The sequence below is a fragment of the Hominimerdicola alba genome, assembly GCF_900109655.1.
Classification (GTDB): Bacteria; Bacillota; Clostridia; order Oscillospirales; family Ruminococcaceae; genus Hominimerdicola; species Hominimerdicola alba_B.
The window spans coordinates 110767-133451 of record NZ_FOAT01000003.1; the positions used below are offsets into that span (position 1 = coordinate 110767).

The following is a 22685-nucleotide window of genomic DNA, read 5'->3' on the forward strand; positions in this document are numbered from 1 at the left end:
TCCTTAATGTATTTGCTTATCACTGATTATGTTTATAAACGAGCCTTGTACGTTTATTGGATATTCTCCTCAATGCCAGTAAGATCATCTCATACAGCCTGCACACCAGCCTTAAAAACAGTTCCAGCAGCGCTATGGCGATCAGGCTCAGCAGCGGCATCACTATCAGGAATAACAGCCATGGTACAAGCCCGCTGTTAGGTGCACACCATAACAACCCGAAAGTGAAATTGCGATAAAATTCCACCAGAATTTCCATGACCTTGTAGGGAATAGAGCATGGCAGGAAAAATAATACCCGCATTACCCAGAAAAATGTCCCGGCGGATCCTGAAAGCTGATCTTCAGGACCCAGCCGAAGCTCGCTGAGTTCGCTTGCCGCCCTGATCAGTATTCCTGTGACAATAAAGGCGATATTGTCCGCCACTATCTCAGCCGCAAAGTTCTCCGAACGGTAGTACAAAAGCTTGAATCTATGCTTTTTCGGCTCACCGAGCTCTACCCTGTCCTTCTCTTTGGCAAACCACCGTTTCATGATAAAAGCCTTCAGCATCATTATGACAGGAAAGAAGAGTGTTCCCCAAAAGCGCCAGTACCCGGTCGATATCTCAGAAGAATAAAACACAACACTGACATCCACTTCATTAGAAAAGCCGTAGACCGTGTAGAAATCTGCCATACCCAGAGTCAACAGGTGTCGTGCGATAAATCGCAAGTGCGGCACGTCCTTTATCAGCTGGCTGGGAGCATTAATATCCACCAAATCGGTGTAAAAGCTATCCACAGGATCGTAATACTCCGTCCAGTAATGGGTGCAAGTCCCGTAATATTGTCTGTATGTCACCTGTATACTCCATGGGTTGAGCACCGTGGTGATCACTAAGCACAGTAAATATATCCCTATAAGTATCAGATACTTTTTCTTCTTCGGTAATATACCTGCTATCCTATTATTAATTTTTTCGTTCATATCATATTAATTATCAGTATGTGTTTTTCCATTTTTAACCCAAGGTGATGTACGCCCACCACCTCAACTATATATTATAGCAGAAATTCCCGACAATTGCAAGTCATAGCGGAGAATTATCACTATTTTTTTCAGATAGTTCACTTAGTCCACGTAAGCCTTGCCGTCGCGGATAGTTATCCTGTCCTCGCAGAACAGCGAAACTGCCTTGGGCAGAAGCTTCCACTCCACGTTTTCCATTATCTTCTTCTGCAGGCTTTCGGGGGTCTCATCGTTGGCGATATCCACAGCACCCTGGAGTATTATCGCGCCCGCATCGGCTTCTTCGTTAACGAAATGTATAGTCGCACCGCTGACCTTGACACCATATTCCAGAGCCTTTTCATGAACTTTCAGCCCGTAGAATCCCTCACCGCAGAATGAGGGTATCAGCGCAGGGTGAACATTGATTATCCTGTAAGGATAAGCCTTTGTGACTACCTCGTCCAGTATTATCATGAATCCTGCCAGCACCACGAGGTCGGCTTTCTGCCTGTTGAGTTCTTCAAGTATAGCCTGACTGTAGGCTTTCTTGTCAGCATACTCTTTCCTCGGCAGTACCACAGAGGGTATACTCGCCTTAGCCGCCCTTTCAAGAGCGTAAGCGCCCTCCTTTGAGGATATTACACAGCTTATCCTGCCGCCCTTTATCTCTCCTCTTTCCTGTGCGTCAATCAGCGCCTGCAAATTAGTCCCGCCGCCGGAGACCAGTACAACTATATTTTTCATAATGATACTTCCTTTCACGATCAGTATTCTGCTTCCTCGTTTATAACAACTTTTTTAATGCCTTTCATGCCGTCCAAAGCTTCAAGTATGCCCTTTATCATTCGATCATCGTCAGCGTTGCCAAGATCAAGCATTATCTCGGCTTTTTTGCCGTCGGGTTCAAGAAGCGTGATATACCCATAGTAATTTTCTTCGGTGTAATCCTCGGTAAGTTTGCTGATACGGCTGTTCAGCTCATCTGTATCAGATTGGGTCACGTCCTTTTTGAAATACACGCTGTATATGAACATTTCGCCGTCAAATCCCTTGGTATCGACCTTGTAGCTGAGATGCATATCATCTATGCCGAGCATCTCATTATATGTCGGCGCTTTCGGGTGAGTCTCCCTGTAACCGATGATCCCGATAATTATCACCACCGCAAGTACCAACAGACCTATGATCTGATGCCCGTGCCTGTGCCAGAATGTCTTCAGCGACTTCCTGTTGTCGAATTCTTTCACGATAAGCCCTCCGCTTCGCATCTCAGCTTGTAGAATACTTTTATATACGGCGGTGCGGACTCCATTTCCTCTGCCATGGCAGAAAGTCTGCGCTTACCCGTTCGCCTGTCAAGTATCGCAAATATCCTCACCAGAGGATACTCGCTTTTCAGACTCTCCTCAATAGGCTGTGAAGCGAACATATCAAAGGCGCGGTAAAAAACATGATGATCAAATCCGCCAGCCTTTTCAGCTTCGTCAAAGGCTTGCATCCAGCTTTCGTGGAGCCCCTTGCCGCTTTCTTCAAGCTCATGATATTTCTGTGAGTGTATCATCATGCGCTCAAAATAATCGCTCTTGAAGACTTCAACGCCGTCAACACGAATCGCCGCCCTGCCCTCATGGTCGGGACATTTGCTGTAAGATGTGGCAAAGTAAGTCACCCGCCCCCGCAGTGAGGGTGCAAGGAACTCGCTCTCCAGCCTTTTCTTTATTTTTGTAAACGGCATAATGCCCTCCTCACTTTATGCTTCCGCCGTGGAACAGACATTCATATATCTGCACGCCGTTCAGGGAAATTATCTCACGTCCGCTAAACCAGCTTGTGTCACCGCTGACTTCACATTCGTATACATACCCGCCGTCCGCAAAACGCTCGGGTCCTCTGAATGGCTTATCTGCGCGAACTCTCAGCAATGCCTCTTTCAGAAAATCTCCGCTGAAATTTTCGCCTGTTACCCTGCCGACGTAATTCATCGCCCAGAAAGGCTCACCGTCATGCCACAAAGCTTCCTCGCCAGCAAATCTTTCTCCGCCGAGATAAGTGTCTATGTAGGTAAGCCCACCCTCGCTGTACTGCAAATCATGGGAAGCAGGACGGGAACTTTCCGATTCGCCGCCCTTGCCCGCATATGTGGCTTTTTTCGCCCTTATCAGAAAATCAGTTACCTGACTATCAAACTTATCCACTGTCATTTTCCTCCGCAGATATCCATTATCTTATCGGCATACTTCTCCGCGTATCTCATGGAGAATTCTCCATGATACAGCCCGTCAAGTATCTCGATAGCAATATCTTTCACAGAACTGTGTATCAACTCTGCCGAGCGCTTCACCGAGCCTATCTCCCTGCCGCCCGCGAAAACATACACCCGCGCAGAAGTCTCTTTCACCGAACTTTTAAGCTCATACTTCTGATTCGCAGTCAGGAAAGCCGTCATGTTTTCCAGGCTTATCTCCTTGGTGTCGCGAAAATAATCCTCAAAAAGCTCATCGGGTATCCTCAGTGAAGCGAACTGTTTACGTGCGAACCACTCTTTTTTGATAAGACCGTAACTCATTTTCAGTGATGAGGGCAAAAGCGCCGCTGTCACCTGCGATGGTATCACAAGCGCACTCTCGATGACCGCATTTTCGCAGATATCTCCCCTCTGCGCCAGCATTTCCAGAGTGACCTGTCCGCCAAGCGAAAGCCCGCCCAGAAGCTTCACTCTGCCGCCCAGTTCATTGTCGATAAACTCAATTATCTCAGCCGCATTGGCTTCGATGGAAGTAAAATCCCTGTCGCTGCCCGCGTGACCGTCCAGTATGGGCAAAACCACCTGATAACGCTCCGCAAGTATCTCCGCCGCTCGGCGATACCCCCACCATGAGAGCCCGCCGCCGTGGAGAAGCATAACTGTTTCGATGTTTTTCTTCCCGAAAATGACCGTTTTCATAGTGTTTTTACTACTAGCCGCAAAGACCGCATACCTCTATGTTGCCCTCGCTGTCTATGCGAACATCAAAGGCATGGCCTGCAAAAATATCGGGGTCACAGGTCAGATAAAGCTGTATATTGCTTATCTCTTCGATATCATCATAGAACTCCAGCCCAGCCTCGTTGATATGCAGCATATCTCTGAATACTTCCTCGCTTATTGGTGTCCTGACTTTCTGACCATCTTCCATTATGTAGCAGTTTTCCTCATCGGGGTCTTCTTCCGCCGAAGCCGCCCAGTCATCAGCAAGATCCAGCGCACCGTCATCTATCAGTGCAGCGATTATCTCTGCCTTGTGGCTGTTGACAAATGCCACAGCCCTTTCCACCTCGGGAAGTATCTCCGATGCGGTGTCATCAGTCACATCGATGTCCTCCATGTTCACTTCTACATGAAGTTTTTCGCCCCAAAGTTCGGTATCGAATACAAAGGGCCAATCCTCGCTGTCCTGTCTTTTCAGTTCTATCATGTCATTACACCTCCGAGTTTTCGTCCTGTTTAAAAAAGCCACCCGGCACAACTGTACCGAGTGGCCGAAAGACTATTATAGTAAGAGTCCGACAAGCGATCTCAATGTCGTTTGCTATATCAGCAGATGATAACGCCCATGTCGCTCTCGACCAGCTCGCCGAGAACATAAGCATCCTCGCCAGCAGCCTTTATTGCAGCGATAGCCGCATCAGCGTCAGCCTTGTCAACAACAACAGTCATACCAACGCCCATGTTGAAGGTGTTGAACATATCTCTCTCGGGGATATTGCCTGTTTTTGCGATAAGGTCGAATATAGGCAGTACCTGAACATCGCTTCTCTTGATCTGAGCAGAAATGCCCTTAGGCAGTGCTCTCGGGATATTCTCGTAGAATCCGCCACCTGTGATGTGAGAGATGCTCTTTACCTTTACAGCATCCAGCAGGCTCATGATAGCCTTAACATAGATGCGTGTAGGTGTCAGCAGAGCTTCACCCAGAGTAGTACCCAGCTCGTCATAGTGCTTAGCCAGATTTTCCTCGTTAACATCGAATACCTTTCTTACCAGTGAGAAACCGTTGGAGTGTACACCGCTGGACTTTATAGCGATCATAACATCGCCGGGCTTCTGTGTGGTGGGATCAAGTATCTTGTCCTTGTCAACAACGCCAACAGAGAATCCTGCCAGATCGTACTCTTCCTCAGGCATAAGACCGGGGTGCTCCGCAGTCTCACCGCCAACCAGTGCGCAGCCTGCCTGAACGCAGCCCTCAGCAACACCGGATACTATGCTTGCTATCTTCTCGGGGATATTTCTTCCGCAGGCGATATAATCCAGGAAGAACTGGGGCTTAGCGCCGCAGCAGATGATATCATTAACGCACATAGCAACGCAGTCGATGCCCACGGTGTCATGCTTGTCCAGCAGGAAAGCTATCTTGATCTTGGTGCCTACGCCGTCAGTGCCGGATACCAGAACAGGCTTCTTTATGCCTGTGATATCCAGCTCGAAAAGTCCGCCGAAGCCGCCGATACCATCGAGAACGCCCTTGGTAACCGTTCTGCCTACGTACTGCTTCATAAGTTCTACTGCCTTGTAGCCTGCAGTAACGTCAACGCCTGCATCCTTGTAGCTGTTTGAATAACTGTTCTTGTTCATAAATACTTCCTTTCGGTCATATACGTCATATACTTAACTTGTTTCCAATGTTATTCCTTGCCGTTCCAGCAATATGTGCAAAGACCGCACTCGGGTCTGCCCACAGCCCTTACTGTGCCCTCTACAGACTGGAATTCCAGCGAAGTGAGCTTCAGTCTGCGGCATATCTCATCTCTGAGATACTTGCCTCTCTCAGTGTTGGTATCGCTGTATTCGCTGATGTACTTAACACCCTCGATACCCTCGTTTTCGTCGATTATCTGCCTTGCGATGAGCTCCAGCTCAGAGGTGCTTCTTGAGAAGTTCAGGTACTTGCAGCCGTACATTATAGGGGGACAGGCTGATCTCATATGTACTTCCTTAGCGCCGTTCTCATAAAGGAATTCAACTGTCTCCCTCATCTGTGTGCCTCTTACGATACTGTCATCAACGAACAGCAGCTTCTTGCCCTCGATGAACTCGTGAACAGGTATCAGCTTCATCTTAGCTACCTTGTTTCTCATGGACTGATTTGTAGGCATAAAGCTTCTTGGCCATGTGGGAGTGTACTTGATAAAGGGTCTCGCAAAGGGGATACCGCTCCTGTTGGCATAGCCGATAGCGTGGGGAGTACCCGAATCAGGCACGCCGCAAACGTAGTCAACATCGGGCAGTCTGCCGTTCTTGATATCGTTCTCCGCCATTATCATACCGTTGCGAATCCTCATGCCCTCAACGTTTACGCCCTCGTAGTTGGCATTGGGATAACCGTAGTATGTCCACAGGAAAGTACATATGCTCATTTCGTCTGTACCCTCGGAGAGTATCTCGTAGCCGTCCTTTGTAAGCTTCAGTATCTCGCCAGCTTTCAGCTCGTGGCAGGTCTTGTAGCCCAGCTTCTGATAAGCGAAATCCTCAAAGGAGAAGCAGTAGCCGTCAGACCTCTCACCGATGATGATAGGCAGCTTGCCTGCCTTGTCCCTTGCGCATATTATGGAATCCTCGGTCATGATGACCAGAGACATAGTGCCCTGTATCTTCTCCTGAGCGTAGCGTATACCGTCAACAAAGCTGTCTTTCTGAGCTATCAGCGCACCGATAAGTCCTGCCGAATTGATAGCACCGCTGCTCATGGTCTCGAAGTTTGCACAGCCGTTTATCAGCAACTCATTTGAAAGCTCCTCTGCGTTATGTATAACACCTATGGAGCATATTGCATAATGACCCATGGTTGATCTTACCATTATAGGCTGAGGGTCAGTATCGCTTATGCAGCCTATGCAGACCTTGCCGCGCATGGATTCAACGTCTTTCTCGAACTTTGTTCTGAAAGGTGAGTTCTCAATGCTGTGAATGTTTCTCTGAAAACCTATCTCAGGCGCATAAGCGGTCATGCCGCCTCTTCTTGTGCCCAGATGTGAATGATAGTCAGTGCCGAAGAAAACGTCCTGTATGCAGTCGTTAGCTGACACTGCGCCAAAAAATCCGCCCATAAATCAAATCTCCCGATACCTTAATTTTTATCGGATATCCGCCTTTTTTCCGCAATATCCGTTATTCATCATTTTTGTGAAAGTATATGATCGCGGCAGTCCGCAGGTGTGTCCACTATCGTTGGAGCCCCGCATTCTTCCGCTTCTTCCCTGCTGCCGTAGCCCCACAGCACATACATACTGTCAAGCCCGCATTCCTTGGCTCCAAGGATATCATGGAGCCTGTCGCCTATCATAAGCACGCTGTCCCTGTCCGTAACGCCAAGATTCTCCAGCGTGTACTCGATGACCTCGCGCTTGGTGTCCCTTGCGCCGTCTACTCCCGAACCTCCGATAAATGTGAAATACTTCGCCATATCGAAATGCTCCAGAAGACTCTTCGCAAAGGGCTCAGGCTTGCTGGTTGCAACTCCCAGGACGTATCCCGCGTCCCCAAGGTCTTTAAGTATATCCTCAACGCCGTCAAACTTTTCCGAATCGAAAAGCCCGTCCACAGGATACTTCTCGCGATATATTCTCACCGCTTCCCATGCCCGCTCATCGTCCAGCCCGCAGAATTCCTTCATGGACCGAAACAGCGGAGGACCTAAGAACCGTCTCATATTCGAAGGTTCTTCAAGCCCCATCTTTTCCATGGTGTATCTCACCGAGCTGAATATGCCCGGTGCAGTATCCATCAGCGTTCCGTCCAGATCGAACAGCAGGAACTTGTATCTGCTCACAGTGAAGCCAGCTTTTCCTGCAAAGCAGCATCCTTAGCCTTTACGCCCTCGATCATCTCAGCCTTTGCAGCTTCCAGCTTTGCAGCCAGGCCGTCATCTGAGAGAGCCAGCATCTGTATAGCCAGCAGAGCCGCATTCTTCGCACCGTCGATAGCGACAGTGGCAACAGGTATGCCGCTGGGCATCTGTACCGTAGCCAGCAGAGCATCCAGACCGTCAAGATTGCTGGACTTGCAGGGGATACCGATAACAGGCAGCGTAGTGTGTCCTGCGATAACTCCCGCCAGATGTGCAGCCATTCCCGCAGCACATATTATAACGCCGAAGCCGTTACCCTTAGCCTTGTCCGCAAAATCAGCAGCAAGGGCAGGTGTCCTGTGGGCGCTCATCACATGACATTCATAAGGCACACCGTAAGCCTTCAGCTCGGCACAAGCCTTTGATACCACAGGAAAATCGCTGTCAGAACCCATGATAACTGCTACTTTCTTCATATCAGCATCAAACTCCTTCTTCAACAAAAAAAACTGCAGCTATTGCGTTGCAGTTTCAAATTTGGTCATACTTGTTACTTTTACAGTGCGCATAGGTGTACTTAGAGTGTGATGATATAAAGCGGCAGCCATCGGTCGCTCCGCCCATGGAATATAAAGCTTTTGAATCTTTACATATCCCCGAATACATCATACGATACTCCTGTCCTGCGCCATGCGGCTTTTAGGGAGGGTCGTCCCCCCGATATCATATAAATATTGTACAATATTCTCGGGATAATTTCAACAGTTTTCCATATAGAATTTGTTAAGGTTATAAAAAGATTTCTTGTGTAAAATAACAAAACACACTTTTAATAAAAGACCTCAGCAGCCCTGTTTGCAAGGCTTCCCGCGGACATCTCCCTCGCCGCATCAGCACCTGTTCGCCCCTTGCAGAACCTCTGTGCCGCACGTATTCCATCGCCGTCAGCCCCCGAAAATCCGCGCTGTTCCGCACTTTCACATATTCTCGCCGACATCTCTTCGTTTGCATAAAACCCGAAATTATACATACCCATCCTCCTTCGGTCGGTTTAATATCCCCTTTAAAACCGACCTAATTCATCTGTTCATAAGTATGCCCCATATTCGATAAATAATGCTAATACCTATTGACTTAATGACGCTTATATGTTAAAATTATATTATCGTTTTATAGCTGAAAATTAACTTAAATAACAAATTACTTTGTTTACTGTCGAATTCTGAAAATAAAACGCAAGAAATACATTATCAGCCGTCACCCGATAAGGGCAGGCGGACTGTAAGATAAACGGGGAGAAAATAATGGATAATCTATCGAATATAGGCGTTATAAAAGACGTCATGCAGCGCCACGGCTTTACATTTTCAAAAGCCCTGGGGCAGAACTTTCTGGTAAACCCTTCGGTTTGCCCCCGCATAGCCGAGATGGGCAACGCCAAGCCGGGCTTCGGTGTGATAGAGATAGGCACAGGCGTAGGCGTGCTTACCAACGAACTTGCAAAGCGTGCCGATAAGGTGGTCGCCATCGAGATAGATGAGCGCCTTATCCCCGTGCTTGAAGAGACCCTTGCGGAACATGACAACGTCAAGGTAATCAATGCAGATGTCATGAAAGTCGATCTGCACAAACTCATCGAAGAAGAATTCGACGGGCTGGAAGTCGCTGTATGTGCGAATCTTCCATACTATATAACCTCACCCATACTCATGATGCTTCTCGAACAGCGTCTGCGGATACGTTCCGTAACCGTAATGGTGCAGAAAGAAGCAGGCACCCGCCTCTGTGCACCCGTAGGCACAAGGGATATGGGCGCAGTTACCGTAGCCGTGAATTACTTCTCAAAGCCAAAGATACTCTTCAACGTCTCCCGCGGCAGCTTCATGCCCGCCCCCAACGTTAACAGCTGCGTTGTAAGATTCGATATCAACGATACCACCCCCGAGGGAGTTACCGATGAAGCCTTTTTCTTCAAAATGGTGAGAGCGGCATTCTCTCAACGCCGAAAGACCCTGGTGAACTCCGTTTCCGCAGGTCTCGGCACCGATAAGCAGACAGTCACAGCCGCCGTGGAAAACAGCGGTCTCGGAGCAAATGTACGTCCCGAACAGCTATCCATGGAAGAGCTTGTGCGTTTCAGCGAGGAACTGAAAAAACTCACGTAAATGCGACATTTTTCCCGCGTAACCGATGATAGAATATTTTCAGATATTCTATTTTTGGGACGTGAGAAATATGCTTATTAATCTAAAAACCACCGCCGTTGTTCCTGCTGATAAAAAGCAGTTATCAAAAAGAACGACGAAAGCACGTAAATGGACAAGCCGCATAGTTGCCTTTGCGGGCGGTCTGCTGACAGGTCTTTCTGTCACGCTGGGCTTCCCCTCTTTCATGTGCGGCGCAGCAGCATCTCTGGCAGGTGACTACTCACCTTCCGTTTTCCTCGGGACGCTGCTGGCTTTCCTGTTGAACCGCGGTCTCGAAGCAGGCATAGTGCAGATATGCTCCGTGCTTGTGATAACAGCCATACACTTTATCGACCCCTTTGAAGACAGGCGGGAAGAACCTGTCTACCGCTCACTTGTGGTGTCGGGAGTGCTCATGCTGTTCTCCTGCGTAGTTACCGCCGCCATGCCGAGCGATCTCTACCTTGCGTCCATGCGCATGATAAATTCCCTGCTGGCAGGCTGTACCGTATTCATCACCATGTCGGTGCGGGATAACGCCAAACACAGCGGAGTATTCGACCTCACAGGCATGAACGGTATGTTCGCGGGAATGTTCTTCATAATGGTGGTGAGCATATTCGCCTCGGTAAATATATTCACCCTGAACCCCGGCAGAACACTGGGCGCATTCATACTCCTGCAAGCATCAAGAAGATATCGCAGTTTCGGCGGCGCAGTAATAGGCGCACTTACCGCCTGCGGTGTGCTGGTCAGCGACCCAAGCCTTGCGCGGAACACTCTGCTTCTGGCGACAGCAGGCCTGATATGCGGCGTTTTCGTCCGCTTCGGCAGACTTGCAGCCGTCATGAGCTTTCTCATGACTTCCCTGATAAGCCTTGTGGCAGTAGGGGTAAACGGCGATACATACCATATGTTCGCAGATATCGTAACAGGCTCGCTCCTGTTCCTTATCATTCCTGCAGATAAGATAAAGCGTTTCGGCAAACGCATATCGGGCTTCCGGAGCACTCCCGAGCTCATCGGTCATACCACCGCCGCCAGGCTTTCAATGGCAGGCAGAACTCTCGGTGAGATAAGGCGCCGCCTTGACATGGTCACAGTAACTATGGACAGAAACACCGCATCCCGCACAGCCTCCTCCGAGGTGAAGCGCTGCGTGTGTACCGACTGCCCATCTTACCGGCTTTGCTTCGAGAAAAACGAAAGCACCGAAAGTGCCTTCGATTCTCTGCAAAACATTCTCGACTGCGGTGATACCGTCACCGATGAACAGGTAAGGCAGAAAGTCTGCTGCTGTGACAGACCCCGGCTTCTTGCCGAAGCTTTCAACGACCTAGAAAGGCATATCCTGCGGGACAAAGCCGAGAATATCCGCATCAGAGAGCTCCGTACCATGCTTACGGACCAGCTCCTTTCAATGGAGGATATCCTCTCCGACCTGTCCTACCGCTCGTCACGGGTGCAGTCCATAGATACAGGGCTCTCCGAAAGCGTGCGGGAACAGCTGGCAGTCATGGGATATAAGGGCGCAAAGGTGTGTGTCTATATCGACGAAGACCTCTGCCGAAAAGCCGATGCCTTTATCAAAGGCGGTTTTTCAGGAGATGTTGCAAGGCTCACAGCCGCGGTATCCTCTATACTCGACTGCGATATGGCTCTCCCCGATATCACGGGCGAAAACGGCATCACAAGGATATCTTTCTCCGAACTCCCCCTATTTACAGCAGAAGCCGCAGTTTTCTCGGCATCTGCCAGCGGCGAGTATTCGGGAGATACCTGCGATATATTCGATGTGGGCGGCAGTGAGAAATATATACTCCTGTCCGACGGCATGGGCACAGGCAAACGCGCAAGACTGGATTCTTCATTCACCGTCAGCCTGAGCCGCAAGCTTCTCACATCGGGACTTTCCCTGACCACAGTACACAGGCTCGTATCCTCGATGCTCCGTGTAAAGGGCTGGGAGGAAAGCTTCGCCACCATGGATATCCTGCATCTCGACCTCTGCGGAGGGCGGGCTTCCCTGCTTAAAGCGGGGGCAGTGAACAGCAGGCTCTGCCGTGACGGCGCAGTTGTGCCACTGGGAGATACCTCATTCCCCGCAGGCATATTGTCTGATTGTCCCCCGAATAAAAGCGAGATAAAGCTTTTCGACGGCGATATCATCATAATGAATTCCGACGGTGCGGACGAAGACTCCGCACAGCTGATAGCACAGACAGCCGCAGAAGCGAACGACTGTGATATCACCGAACTTGTCAACCGTCTGGGCAGTATCGTCCTCGACAGAAGACAGGGTGCGAAAGCCGATGACCTGACAATAATCGCAGTGAGGATAGGTATGCGTAAAGATTAATTATGTATACATTTGTACCTTTTAGTGTATAAATCCGACATTTTTTATTAACGTCATATACTATATGCACAAACCGTCTACTTAAAATATGTAGGAACTTGAAAAAATCTACAAAACCCCTTGCAAAACTGTTAAATAAGAGTTAAAATAGATATATAAAAAAGGCATAGCTATGCCTTGTTAAAAAGGAGGAAAGAGTTTTCATGGATAAAATACCTCAGGAATATGAGATACCTCTATACCTTTTCCATAACGGCACCAACTACGAGACCTACCGCTTTCTCGGCTGCCATAAAGGCACAAAAGACGGAAATGACGGTTATTATTTCAGAGTATGGGCTGCCAAGGCACGCGCTGTTTCTCTGGTCGGAGATTTCAATGAGTGGAACGACAACGCAACACCCATGCAGCAGCTTGAAAAGTCCGAAGTCTGGGAAGCTTTCGTTCCCGGCTTAAAGACCTTTGATACATATAAATTCAGTATTGTAGGCTGTGACGGCAAACGCCGCTGCAAAGCTGACCCCTATGGCACACATATGGAGCTGAAGCCCCAGACAGGCTCAAAGATATTCGATATCGACGGCTACAAGTGGAAAGATGAAAAGTGGCAGAAAGAACGCCAGACCAAGGACGTTTACAACTGCCCAATGAATATCTACGAAGTTCACCTGAACTCATGGAAATCCTGTGATGACGGCGTGTACTATTCCTACACCAAATTCGCAAAAACCATAATCCCCTACCTCAAGGATATGGGATATACTCATATCGAATTCATGCCCCTGGCTGAATTCCCATTTGACGGTTCCTGGGGATATCAGGGCATAGGCTACTACGCTCCTACCTCCCGTTTCGGCACTCCCCATGAATTCATGGCGATGATCGACCTTTTCCATCAGGCAGGCATATCCGTCATACTCGACTGGGTACCCGCACATTTTCCCCGCGACGAAGCTGGTCTGTTTGAATTTGACGGCGGCGCAAGCTATGAGTATGCCGACCCCAAAAAGCGCGACCATCTCGCATGGGGTACAAGAGTGTTCGATTACGGCAGGGGCGAAGTAAAGAGTTTCCTTATCTCCAACGCCCTTTACTGGATAGAACAGTACCATATCGACGGTCTCCGCGTTGACGCGGTAGCTTCCATGCTCTACCTCGATTATGACAGACGTGACGGCGAATGGACTCCCAATGTCTACGGCGGACATGAGAACCTTGAAGCAGTGCAGTTCCTGCGCGACCTCAATACAGCAGTATTCTCCAGATGCCCCACAGCACTGATGATAGCCGAAGAATCCACCGCATGGCCGATGGTAACCAAGCCCGTCACCGACGGCGGTCTGGGCTTCAACTTCAAATGGAACATGGGCTGGATGAACGATATGCTCAAATATATGAGCTATGACCCAATAGACAGAGCATTCCATCACGATATGCTGACATTCTCCTTCTTCTATGCTTTCTCGGAGAATTTCGTGTTGCCCATATCCCATGACGAAGTAGTACACGGCAAAGCGTCGCTGGTAAATAAGATGTACGGCGGCGATGTTGATAAAAAGTTCGAGCAGTGCAAGCTGTTCAACGCATATATGATGGCTCACCCCGGCAAGAAGCTGATGTTCATGGGCACCGAGTTCGCTCAGTTCCGCGAGTGGGACTACGAGAACGGTCTTGAATGGTTCTTAGTTGACGAATACGAGAACCACCGCAACTACCATGCTTTCTCAAAGCGCCTGAACCGCTTCTACCTTGACCATCCCCAGTTCTGGCAGAAGGACTTCGACTGGTCGGGATTCAGCTGGATAGCTAATGACGATTTCCGCCAGAGCATCATAATCTTCCGCCGCTTCGACGCGGACGCAAACGAAGTCATCGTGCTCTGCAACTTCGTCCCCGTTGAGAGAAAGAGCTACTGCTTCGGCGTGCCTTACAAGGGCAAGTATACCGAGGTATTCAACTCTGCCTCCCCCGACGGCGCACCCATGACCAACGGCACGGTAAAGTCCGAGGACGTTCCCATGCACGGTTTTGAACAGTCGGTATGTATAGATATACCGCCCTTCGCCTGCCTGTACTTTGAAGTAAAAAAGGACGGCGAAAAGAAAAAAACATCTGCCAAAAAGGCAGAGCACAGCTCCGATAAGAAAAAATCGGACAAAGAAACAGAAAAAGAATAAATAAGCATAAAACTGTCCCGCCATCATAACAGCGGGACAGAGACCAATAGAAAAAATTATATGGTGGGTGAAAATTTATGTTCAACAAAAAAGAATGTGTGGCTATGCTTCTGGCGGGCGGCCAGGGCAGCAGACTCTACGCCCTGACCCAGGACGTTGCAAAGCCCGCAGTGCCTTTCGGCGCAAAATACCGTATCATCGACTTTCCTCTGTCTAACTGCATAAATTCAGGTATAGACACAGTTGGTGTCCTCACACAGTACCAGCCTCTCGTACTTAACGAGTACATAGGCAACGGTCAGCCCTGGGATCTTGACCGCGTTCACGGCGGTGTCCACGTACTGCCTCCTTATCAGAAGGCTACGGGCGCTGACTGGTATTCGGGTACAGCAAACGCTATCTACCAGAATATCGGCTTCATCGACAGATACGATCCTGAGTACGTAGTAGTACTCTCAGGTGACCATATCTACAAGATGGACTACAACAAGATGCTGGAATTCCACAAATCCAAGGGCGCAGCAGCTACCATAGCCGTGCTTGATGTTCCCAAGCATGAGGCTTCCAGATTCGGCATCATGATAACAGACGATGACGATAATATCATCGACTTTGAAGAAAAGCCTAAGGTACCCAGATCCACACTGGCTTCCATGGGTATATACGTCTTCACATGGGAGAAGCTCAGAGCTTACCTCATCGCCAACGAAGAGGACGAGACCGCTTCCAAGGACTTCGGCAAGAATATCATTCCCGATATGAGAGAAGCAGGCGAAAAGCTGGTAGCTTACCGCTTTGACGGCTACTGGAAGGACGTCGGAACCATCGAGTCCCTCTGGGAAGCAAATATGGATCTTATCAATCCAAATATCCCCATAGACCTCTATGACCCCAACTGGAAGATCTATTCCAGAAACCCCATTTTCCCTCCCCAGAGTATCGGCAAAAATGCCCAGATACAGAACTGCATGGTAACAGAGGGCTGTGTCATTGACGGTTCAGTCGAATTCTCTATGATCTCCGACGGCGTTATCGTTGAAGAGGGCGCCGTAATATATGACTCAATACTCATGCCCGGCGCTGTTGTAAAGAAAGGCGCTAAGGTCGAGTATGCCATCGTAGGTGAAAACTCCGTCATCGGTGAAAACTGCCAGATAGGCGCAAGACCCGAGACTATCGAGGATAAAGACAGCTGGGGCGTAGCCGTTGTAGGTCATAACCTGACCATATCCGACGGAAGCAACGTTGTGCCAAAGGCGATAATCTACGAAAATATGTAAGAAGGGAGACCGAGTAAAATGGAAGTTAATATGGGTAATGTACTGGGTCTTGTATTCGCAAATATGCACGACACGACTCTCGGCGATTTGACAAAGAACAGGACTATGGGTTCTGTAATGTTCGGCGGAAGATACCGCCTGATAGATTTTCCACTCTCGAATATGGTAAACAGCGGCATTTGCGAGGTAGGCGTTATCACAAAAAGCAATTACCAGTCACTGCTTGACCATCTGGGAAGCGCAAGAGAATGGGATCTGGCAAGAAAGAAAGGCGGACTTTATATACTTCCTCCTTTCGGCAATGTTGAAAGCACACTTTACAGAGGCAGGATAGAAGCTATCTACGGCGCGATGAATTTCATCACACATTCCACCGCAAAGTATGTGGTACTGACTGACTGCGACGTTATAACCAATATCGACTATAAGCCCATAGTGGCAAAGCACATCGAGACAGGTGCCGATATAACCGTAGTTTCACATACAGGACCTTATACCACCGAAGACCTGAAGACCGCTACCGTCCTGAACACAAATGAAGAAGGACAGGTAACCAGCGTGCTGATCCAGCCCGAACTCAGCGGCACCTGCACCTGCAGCCTGAATATGTTCGTCATGAGCATGGAGTTCATGGTAGATATGATAAAGGACGCCATAGCAAGGGGCAAAGTTTCTTTCGAGAAAGATATACTTCAGGAAAGATGCAGTGAGCTGAAAATCATGGCTTATGAGTATAAGTACTATTTCAGCAAGCTCAATTCCACCGATACATACTTCAAGGCAAATATGGATATCCTCGATCCCGAGAACGCAAGAAAGCTCTTCGTTCCCAAGAGATCTATCTATACCAAGGTCAGCGATAACGCTCCCGCAAAGTACGACCTCAACTGCATCGTGAAGAATTCTCTCGTTGCCGACGGCTGTATAATCGAGGGCGAAGTTGAAAACTGCGTGCTGTTCAGAGGTGTAAAGATCGGCAAGGGCGCAAAGATCAAGAACTGCATACTGGGACAGGGCACAGTAGTAGGCGACGGCGCACAGATGAACTATGTCATCACCGATAAGGACGTTACCGTAGCCCCCAAGCACGTTCTCACCAGCTCCGCCGAATACCAGATGTACGTATCCAAGGGCGCGAAAGTCTAAATCTCAGCTGACCCGCCATTATATAACGGTGCATCAGAAAGATAATCATAATAAAAAAGAAAGTGCCGCACGGCGCCGTCGGTCGGTGCCGTGCGTTTTCGCTAATAAAAACAGGTTTGCGGGAGTGTCTGCGTTATTTCGCAGCATAAAATATTTTAAATGTGTGAAGATATGGAACTAAAGAATCATACAAATGCTCAGCTATATGGTATCATCGAGAAAACAGAAGCTCTCGATAAGATAGGCGAAGCATTTGAAGAACTTATGAAACGGTCATCCGATGATGAGCTAGTTGAATTCATAGAAGATATGGCATATATTGAAGGCGTGCCTTATGCACTTGATGAACTCATGAAGCGTTCATCTGCAAAAGCTTTTGATATGGGCATGGATATACTTATAAATAATAAAGGCGACCATTTTCTTCAGGCTTGTGTATGGTCAACTTGTTATGATTTCGATGATACCCATACAGTCACAATGATGACCCAAAGGAAAACACCAATGGGATACAGCCTGACAGAAGCCATACTTTTAAGTATGTATAACTATCATACAAACTCATTTCCACCTGCTTTGAAAAAGCTTATCATCGATTCGTATAATGATATGCCGCAGGAAAAGAAAGCTGAGTTTTCGGAAATGTTTGATACTTTCTCAAATAAGTTTTAAACACATATCAGCACAAAACAAATCTCCCCAAGCAGACCTCAAAACTATGACTTACCTATCACTTACACAAAAGGAGGGTGATACTATGAAGATACTCTATACAGCCAGCGAGGGACTTCCCTATTCCGCATCGGGCGGTCTCGCAGATGTAGCAGGCTCCCTGCCCGCAGCCCTGAACGCTCTCGGAAATGACTGCCGCGTGGTGCTGCCCCTTTACGGAAGCATCCGTCAGGAACTCAAAGACAGACTGAATTACGTAACTAATTTTACCGTACCCGTTGCATGGCGCAACCAGTACTGCGGAGTTTTCACAGGCGTTGAAAACGGCGTGACCTATTATCTGCTGGATAATGAATACTACTTCGCCAGAAACGGTCTCTACGGCTTCTACGATGATGCAGAAAGATATATATTCTTCTCCCGCGCCGTTCTCGAACTTCTGAAATTCATCGACTTCAAACCCGAAGTCATCAACGCCAACGACTGGCAGACCGCACTGGTACCCGTTTATTACGATATATTCTACCGCTACCAGCAGGGCTATGAGGATATCAAGACTGTATTCACCATACACAATATCCAGTATCAGGGTCAGTACGGTCTTGAACTCATAAATGACCTCATGGGCATACCTCTCTATCATACCGATATGCTCAGCTATGACGGCGATGTGAACTTCATGAAAGCCGCCATCGAAGTCAGCGACCGCGTGACAACAGTTTCCCCCAGCTATGCATGGGAGATACTCGACCCCTGGTATTCCCACTCCCTCGACAGAGAACTTGTACACCACCAGTATAAACTCAGCGGTATCTTAAACGGCATATCCCAGACCATCTATGACCCCGCCACCGACAAGAATCTCGCCCGCAATTACAGCCTTAATGACAGACTCGGCAAACTGGTCTGCAAAAAAGCCCTGTGCGACGAGCTCGGCATAGCATCGGGCAAAGAGCCTATCATCGGCATCGTAACAAGATTCGTTTCCCATAAGGGTCTTGACCTCATAAAGTACGTCTTTGAGGATATGATACGTCTCGGCTATAAGTTCGCAATACTTGGTTCGGGCGAAAAGATATACGAAGACTTCTTCACCGAGATGCACTACCGCTATCCCGACAGAGTAGGTCTGCGTCTTGGATTTGTACCCGAGCTTTCAAGAAAAGTATATGCAGGCGCAGATATGTTCCTGATGCCCTCCCAGAGCGAGCCCTGCGGTCTTGCCCAGATGATAGCCCTGAGATACGGCACCATACCAATAGTCCGTGAAACAGGCGGTCTCCGCGATACCATCAGGGACGCAGGGGGCGAAAACGGCAACGGCTTCACCTTCAAGACCTACAATGCTCAGGATATGCTAGATGCAACAGTACGTGCAAGAGCATACTACGATGATAAAATGCGCTGGGAGCGACTGGTATCCACCGCATTCAAGCAGGATTTCAGCTGGGAGCGCTCCGCCAAGGAGTATATAAGACTCTATGAAGAAATAAGCTAAAAACCACGAAAACAGAGCGTATGCATAAGGTTGCATACGCTCTTTCCACGTTCGTATTATTATTTACAAGGCTTGGATCATTCTCCCGCCTTGTCTTTTTTCTTCTCCGCATGCAGTGCTCTGCCGTAAAGCTCCGTCAGCTCTGCCAGCTTGTCGCTCAGCTTGTCGGTGAGAAGTTCTCCGCTTTCAAGACGCCATTTCCAGTTAGTACCAACAGTTGAAGGCGTGTTCATTCTTGCCGAGGAATCCAGCTCCAGAATATCCTGCATCTGTGCTATCGCCGTATCGCATACGCTTGACCAGCACAGCCTTATCAGCGCCCATGGTATGTCTGTGTCTTTCTTGACATTCAGATACTTCTTGCAGAAATCCGCTGTCTTTTTATCACAGCTCTTTATCCAGCCAAGGGCAGTCTCATTGTCATGAGTGCCTGTGTAGCATATGCTGTTTGATGTGCTGTAGTTGTGAGGGAGATATCCGTTTGAACTGTCGCCGTCAAATGCGAATTCCAGTATCTTCATTCCGGGATATCCTGCTGCTTCCAGCATTTTTACTACCTTTTTTGTGAGGAATCCAAGATCCTCTGCGATTATATCCAGCTCACCCAGCTTGCGGTTGACCGCCTTGAAAAGCTTCATATCAGGTCCTTTGCTCCAGTGACCCTTTCTCGCATTCGGTGCGCCGTAGGGTATGCAGTAGTAGCTTTCAAATCCGCGGAAATGGTCTATCCTTACCGTGTCGTATATCTCGAAAGCCGTGCGTATACGCTCGATCCACCAGACATACTTTTCTTTAGCCATGTAGTCCCAGCGGTACAGGGGGTTGCCCCACAGCTGACCATCCTCCGAAAAGCAATCGGGGGGACAGCCCGCAACTTCGATGGGTTTCTTTTCCTTGTCAAGGTAGAAATACTCAGGGGTCGCCCATACCTCAACGCTGTCGTAAGCGCAGTATATCGGTATATCGCCGATTATCTTTATACCTTTGTCGTTGGCGTATTTTTTCAGTTTCTTCCACTGCTTGAAGTACTCGTACTGCACAAAGCACCAGAAGTCGATATCATCGGCATAGTCCTTAGCCGCCTGCTTTACAGCCTTGCCCTTGTGCATTTTCAGCGGTTCTTCCCATTCGTACCAAGCCTTTCCGCCGTGGGCGAATTTCAGCGCCATGAACAGACCGTAATCGTATATCCAGTTTTTGTTTTCCAGCACGAACTTCACATATCCCTTAGCAGGGTCTTTGCGGAAACGCTTGTGCGCGGCTTTCAGCACATTGAAGATATTCTCGTAAATAGTGCCGTAATCCACAGAGCCCTTGTCTTCGCTCCACTTGATGTCCTTGTATTCCTCAGGCTTGAGATATCCGTCCTTCTCAAGGGTCTCAAGGTCGATGAAATAAGGGTTGCCCGCGTGTATCGAAAAGCTCTGATAGGGCGAATCACCGTAGCTTGTGGGAGAAACAGGCAGTATCTGCCAGCAGCTCTGCTTTGAGCGTGCAAGAAAATCCACGAACTCATAAGCCTCTTTGCCCATCTTGCCGATGCCGTAGTCATTCGGCAGTGAGGATATATGCATAAGTATTCCGCTTTTTCTCATTTTAAATTACCTCGTAAAGAAGATTGTTCCACTTGTTCGATATTACCATTGTATCATATTTCAGCGCAAATGTAAAGCCACCGCGGGGCATTTCTTGTAACGCTTTGTGCGAAAGGATTCGGGGGCTTACCAAAGTTTACGAACCGATACCAAGTGATACCAAATTATACGATCGTATATTTTGGTATAAGTTTTGTACGAAACGAGTGACTTATGAACCCCACTCACCATTCATGAAATCTACTCTCGCAGAAAGCCATTCATGCAGATAGTCCGCCGCTTCTTCCTGAGTTTTACACTTGCGGGCTTTAGTTGTCAGCTCGCCTGCGAAAGATTCATTATGTACAAGATTGTCCCAGCGTGAGTAATTGCGCTCGAAAGCGTCCTTGTACTTTGCCTTGTCGCTCTCTATGGCATCCAGAGTTTCTGTGAACACACCCGCATCATAAGCCGCAGTCCACTTCGCACTGATGATATCCCTGAACCAGTCCTCATACATAAGCACTGCCAGCCATGGGTTGATGGTATCATACTCACCGCCGCCGTTTGCACCGCCGTTAACGTCGGGCACGATATTTGCCGCATAGTATCCCGTACCGTCTGCGCATCTGTCCTTGTTTCCGAGACCGGAATCGAAATCCCAGGGCGCTTCAAAAGTCAGCTTTTTGTCGCCGCCTTCTCCGAAATCAGCGTCCATATAGAAACTCGACCAGTAGATATCAGCGTCACAAGTCAGCTCGCTGATGATGTACATATCAGCCAGGGAATCCACATTCACAACTTTTTCTACAGCCTCCTGCGGAGTTATCTTGTCCGATCTGGAGATAGTCTTGTAGTTATCATCAAATACCCATGCCTCACCTTCGTAAGCCGCGCGGTACATTATGTTGTATACATTGTTGGTGTAATTGGCGATGAAATCATGCTGCTCCACAGAATAGATATCGCTTTTTATCGTTATGCCGACTTCTTTTTTCGGGTCTTCCTCGTCTCCGCTGCCCAGCACCTGCATAGTCCTGCCGCTGCCGCCGTTGCCGTCATAGGGCTTCAGAGGTGCATTCCTGTTGTAATCCATGTAAAACTGATGCAGATCGTCCTCGTTATAGAAATATCCGTCGAACTCCATAAAGTAGCCGATATCCGTGCCCGCATAGTCCTTTTCGGGATCGGTTATATTGACCCTGTCAGGATTTACCTGCTGCTGTTCCGTAAGAAGATATACGCCCCAGTATTTACCGTTGACGATAACATCCACCAGCTGAGTGTCAGCCGCATAAAGCCCGTCTTTACCGAGTATCGCCCTCGCCATCTGTAAAGATGCCTTGTCTCTCAGCATGGAACCGTCCTTGTACTCCGCCAGAAGCAGCCAGTTTTTCATCTCTGCGCCGTCATTCAGACCAAGCATACTCTGCTTTTCATCGAATTTTATCCGCAGAGGTTTCTTGTCATATGTGGTAGTCCAGTTGCCGCGTACCTTGACGTTTCCGCGAAGTCCCGCGGATACCGCCTTGGCATTTTCATCGTACAGAGTTATGCTGCATTCCTTATAAACAGGCTCTGGAGGAATTACGTAATCATCGTCCCAGGAAGCTATCAGCTCGGATATATGACCTGATACCGTTTTTGTGATAAAATCAAGTGAATCCGCTTCGCCTGCATCGTCAGTTACTATTGAGATAGTAGCTATCCCCGCGGCAGGGGTCACTTCGGGCAAGTCCTGAGTATCACTGCCGCCATCGTTATCTTCGTCCCCCGACTTGTTATCTGACTTGTTCTCAGCAGCACTTTCCGCAGAAGAAGACTTCTTCTCCTTATCATCGGTGTTCCCGCTTGAACAGCCTGCCATTGTCAGAACGACCATCACCGCGGCTGCAGCACTTATCAGTCTTTTCATTTTCATTCCTCCGTTCTTTGACCTTGTGTTATCAGTTATAAGTTATCGGTCAGTTCC

At 48.5% G+C, this 22685-nt stretch carries 21 protein-coding genes; 7 read left to right on the forward strand and 14 right to left on the reverse strand.

The genetic code is table 11. The annotated features are described in order from the left end of the window. Positions 1–19: 19 nt before the first annotated feature. From BMY75_RS04610 to BMY75_RS04665, 12 genes are all read right to left on the reverse strand, one after another. A complete protein-coding gene (locus tag BMY75_RS04610; RefSeq protein WP_074830432.1) occupies positions 20–970 on the reverse strand; it encodes a hypothetical protein in 951 nt (316 codons plus the stop codon). 144 nt (positions 971–1114) lie between these two features. Then, positions 1115–1738: a phosphoribosylglycinamide formyltransferase gene (gene purN / locus BMY75_RS04615; protein WP_074830434.1), complete on the reverse strand. Its 624-nt coding sequence runs from the start codon at positions 1736–1738 to the stop codon at positions 1115–1117. A 20-nt stretch (positions 1739–1758) separates the two neighbouring features. Further along, entirely contained in the window at positions 1759–2241 is a 483-nt protein-coding gene (locus BMY75_RS04620) for a hypothetical protein (protein ID WP_074830437.1), read from the reverse strand. Next, complete coding sequence (locus tag BMY75_RS04625; protein WP_074830440.1) at positions 2238–2729, reverse strand: SF0329 family protein; 492 nt, start codon at positions 2727–2729, stop codon at positions 2238–2240. The genes BMY75_RS04620 and BMY75_RS04625 overlap by 4 nt, the downstream gene beginning before the upstream one ends. Positions 2730–2739: 10 nt before the next feature. Further along, entirely contained in the window at positions 2740–3195 is a 456-nt protein-coding gene (locus BMY75_RS04630; RefSeq protein WP_074830443.1) for a DUF5680 domain-containing protein, read from the reverse strand. Then, entirely contained in the window at positions 3192–3938 is a 747-nt protein-coding gene (locus BMY75_RS04635; RefSeq protein ID WP_074830446.1) for an alpha/beta fold hydrolase, read from the reverse strand. Before BMY75_RS04635 ends, BMY75_RS04630 begins: the two co-directional genes overlap by 4 nt. A gap of 13 nt (positions 3939–3951) precedes the next feature. Further along, complete coding sequence (locus BMY75_RS04640) at positions 3952–4449, reverse strand: DUF2262 domain-containing protein (protein WP_074830449.1); 498 nt, start codon at positions 4447–4449, stop codon at positions 3952–3954. 119 nt (positions 4450–4568) lie between these two features. Continuing rightward, entirely contained in the window at positions 4569–5609 is a 1041-nt protein-coding gene (purM, locus tag BMY75_RS04645; protein WP_074830451.1) for a phosphoribosylformylglycinamidine cyclo-ligase, read from the reverse strand. Positions 5610–5659: 50 nt separating this feature from the next. Next, positions 5660–7081, reverse strand: coding sequence for an amidophosphoribosyltransferase (locus BMY75_RS04650; protein ID WP_074830455.1), 1422 nt, complete (start codon positions 7079–7081; stop codon positions 5660–5662). 68 nt (positions 7082–7149) lie between these two features. Beyond that, a complete protein-coding gene (locus tag BMY75_RS04655; protein ID WP_074830458.1) occupies positions 7150–7803 on the reverse strand; it encodes an HAD-IA family hydrolase in 654 nt (217 codons plus the stop codon). After that, positions 7800–8297, reverse strand: coding sequence for a 5-(carboxyamino)imidazole ribonucleotide mutase (purE, locus tag BMY75_RS04660; RefSeq protein WP_074830462.1), 498 nt, complete (start codon positions 8295–8297; stop codon positions 7800–7802). The genes BMY75_RS04655 and purE overlap by 4 nt, the downstream gene beginning before the upstream one ends. Before the next feature lie 353 nt (positions 8298–8650). Next, positions 8651–8851 (reverse strand): hypothetical protein, encoded by a 201-nt coding sequence (locus tag BMY75_RS04665; RefSeq protein WP_074830466.1) that lies wholly within the window; start codon positions 8849–8851, stop codon positions 8651–8653. Positions 8852–9125: 274 nt separating this feature from the next. Here BMY75_RS04665 and rsmA point away from each other — a divergent pair, with 274 nt between their 5' ends. The 7 genes from rsmA (at position 9126) to BMY75_RS04700 (ending at position 19139) form a co-directional block, all read left to right on the forward strand. Continuing rightward, the gene (gene rsmA / locus BMY75_RS04670; protein WP_074830469.1) at positions 9126–9986 is read left to right on the forward strand and encodes a 16S rRNA (adenine(1518)-N(6)/adenine(1519)-N(6))-dimethyltransferase RsmA; all 861 of its coding nucleotides are present in this window, start codon (positions 9126–9128) and stop codon (positions 9984–9986) included. A gap of 70 nt (positions 9987–10056) precedes the next feature. Continuing rightward, positions 10057–12366, forward strand: a complete 2310-nt coding sequence (locus BMY75_RS04675; protein ID WP_074830471.1) for a SpoIIE family protein phosphatase — start codon at positions 10057–10059, stop codon at positions 12364–12366. A gap of 203 nt (positions 12367–12569) precedes the next feature. Then, on the forward strand, positions 12570–14543 hold the full coding sequence (gene glgB / locus BMY75_RS04680) for a 1,4-alpha-glucan branching protein GlgB (RefSeq protein ID WP_074830473.1): 1974 nt from the start codon (positions 12570–12572) through the stop codon (positions 14541–14543). Positions 14544–14620: 77 nt separating this feature from the next. After that, positions 14621–15823 carry a glucose-1-phosphate adenylyltransferase gene (locus BMY75_RS04685; RefSeq protein ID WP_074830476.1) on the forward strand — a complete coding sequence of 401 codons (1203 nt, stop codon included), beginning with the start codon at positions 14621–14623 and terminating at the stop codon, positions 15821–15823. 18 nt (positions 15824–15841) lie between these two features. After that, complete coding sequence (glgD, locus tag BMY75_RS04690) at positions 15842–16969, forward strand: glucose-1-phosphate adenylyltransferase subunit GlgD (protein WP_074830479.1); 1128 nt, start codon at positions 15842–15844, stop codon at positions 16967–16969. A gap of 171 nt (positions 16970–17140) precedes the next feature. Beyond that, a complete protein-coding gene (locus tag BMY75_RS04695; protein ID WP_139199710.1) occupies positions 17141–17641 on the forward strand; it encodes a hypothetical protein in 501 nt (166 codons plus the stop codon). A gap of 85 nt (positions 17642–17726) precedes the next feature. After that, positions 17727–19139 carry a glycogen synthase gene (locus tag BMY75_RS04700; protein WP_074830485.1) on the forward strand — a complete coding sequence of 471 codons (1413 nt, stop codon included), beginning with the start codon at positions 17727–17729 and terminating at the stop codon, positions 19137–19139. A gap of 77 nt (positions 19140–19216) precedes the next feature. On the opposite strand, the gene malQ is transcribed toward BMY75_RS04700, so the two are convergent. Next, positions 19217–20734: a 4-alpha-glucanotransferase gene (gene malQ, locus BMY75_RS04705; RefSeq protein WP_074830488.1), complete on the reverse strand. Its 1518-nt coding sequence runs from the start codon at positions 20732–20734 to the stop codon at positions 19217–19219. 211 nt (positions 20735–20945) lie between these two features. Next, a complete protein-coding gene (locus tag BMY75_RS04710) occupies positions 20946–22628 on the reverse strand; it encodes a CotH kinase family protein (RefSeq protein WP_074830491.1) in 1683 nt (560 codons plus the stop codon). Between the last annotated feature and the right edge of the window lie 57 nt (positions 22629–22685).

Excerpts from the sequence above, each read along its gene's own strand:
- BMY75_RS04665 (WP_074830466.1), bottom strand. The coding sequence starts at position 8,851 with ATGTATAATTTCGGGTTTTATGCAAACGAAGAGATGTCGGCGAGAATA.
- rsmA (WP_074830469.1), top strand. The coding sequence starts at position 9,126 with ATGGATAATCTATCGAATATAGGCGTTATAAAAGACGTCATGCAGCGC.
- BMY75_RS04685 (WP_074830476.1), top strand. The coding sequence starts at position 14,621 with ATGTTCAACAAAAAAGAATGTGTGGCTATGCTTCTGGCGGGCGGCCAG.
- BMY75_RS04675 (WP_074830471.1), top strand. The coding sequence starts at position 10,057 with ATGCTTATTAATCTAAAAACCACCGCCGTTGTTCCTGCTGATAAAAAG.
- BMY75_RS04700 (WP_074830485.1), top strand. The coding sequence starts at position 17,727 with ATGAAGATACTCTATACAGCCAGCGAGGGACTTCCCTATTCCGCATCG.
- malQ (WP_074830488.1), bottom strand. The coding sequence starts at position 20,734 with ATGAGAAAAAGCGGAATACTTATGCATATATCCTCACTGCCGAATGAC.
- BMY75_RS04640 (WP_074830449.1), bottom strand. The coding sequence starts at position 4,449 with ATGATAGAACTGAAAAGACAGGACAGCGAGGATTGGCCCTTTGTATTC.
- glgB (WP_074830473.1), top strand. The coding sequence starts at position 12,570 with ATGGATAAAATACCTCAGGAATATGAGATACCTCTATACCTTTTCCAT.
- BMY75_RS04630 (WP_074830443.1), bottom strand. The coding sequence starts at position 3,195 with ATGACAGTGGATAAGTTTGATAGTCAGGTAACTGATTTTCTGATAAGG.
- BMY75_RS04650 (WP_074830455.1), bottom strand. The coding sequence starts at position 7,081 with ATGGGCGGATTTTTTGGCGCAGTGTCAGCTAACGACTGCATACAGGAC.
- glgD (WP_074830479.1), top strand. The coding sequence starts at position 15,842 with ATGGAAGTTAATATGGGTAATGTACTGGGTCTTGTATTCGCAAATATG.
- purN (WP_074830434.1), bottom strand. The coding sequence starts at position 1,738 with ATGAAAAATATAGTTGTACTGGTCTCCGGCGGCGGGACTAATTTGCAG.
- BMY75_RS04610 (WP_074830432.1), bottom strand. The coding sequence starts at position 970 with ATGAACGAAAAAATTAATAATAGGATAGCAGGTATATTACCGAAGAAG.
- purE (WP_074830462.1), bottom strand. The coding sequence starts at position 8,297 with ATGAAGAAAGTAGCAGTTATCATGGGTTCTGACAGCGATTTTCCTGTG.
- purM (WP_074830451.1), bottom strand. The coding sequence starts at position 5,609 with ATGAACAAGAACAGTTATTCAAACAGCTACAAGGATGCAGGCGTTGAC.
- BMY75_RS04635 (WP_074830446.1), bottom strand. The coding sequence starts at position 3,938 with ATGAAAACGGTCATTTTCGGGAAGAAAAACATCGAAACAGTTATGCTT.
- BMY75_RS04695 (WP_139199710.1), top strand. The coding sequence starts at position 17,141 with ATGGAACTAAAGAATCATACAAATGCTCAGCTATATGGTATCATCGAG.
- BMY75_RS04625 (WP_074830440.1), bottom strand. The coding sequence starts at position 2,729 with ATGCCGTTTACAAAAATAAAGAAAAGGCTGGAGAGCGAGTTCCTTGCA.
- BMY75_RS04710 (WP_074830491.1), bottom strand. The coding sequence starts at position 22,628 with ATGAAAAGACTGATAAGTGCTGCAGCCGCGGTGATGGTCGTTCTGACA.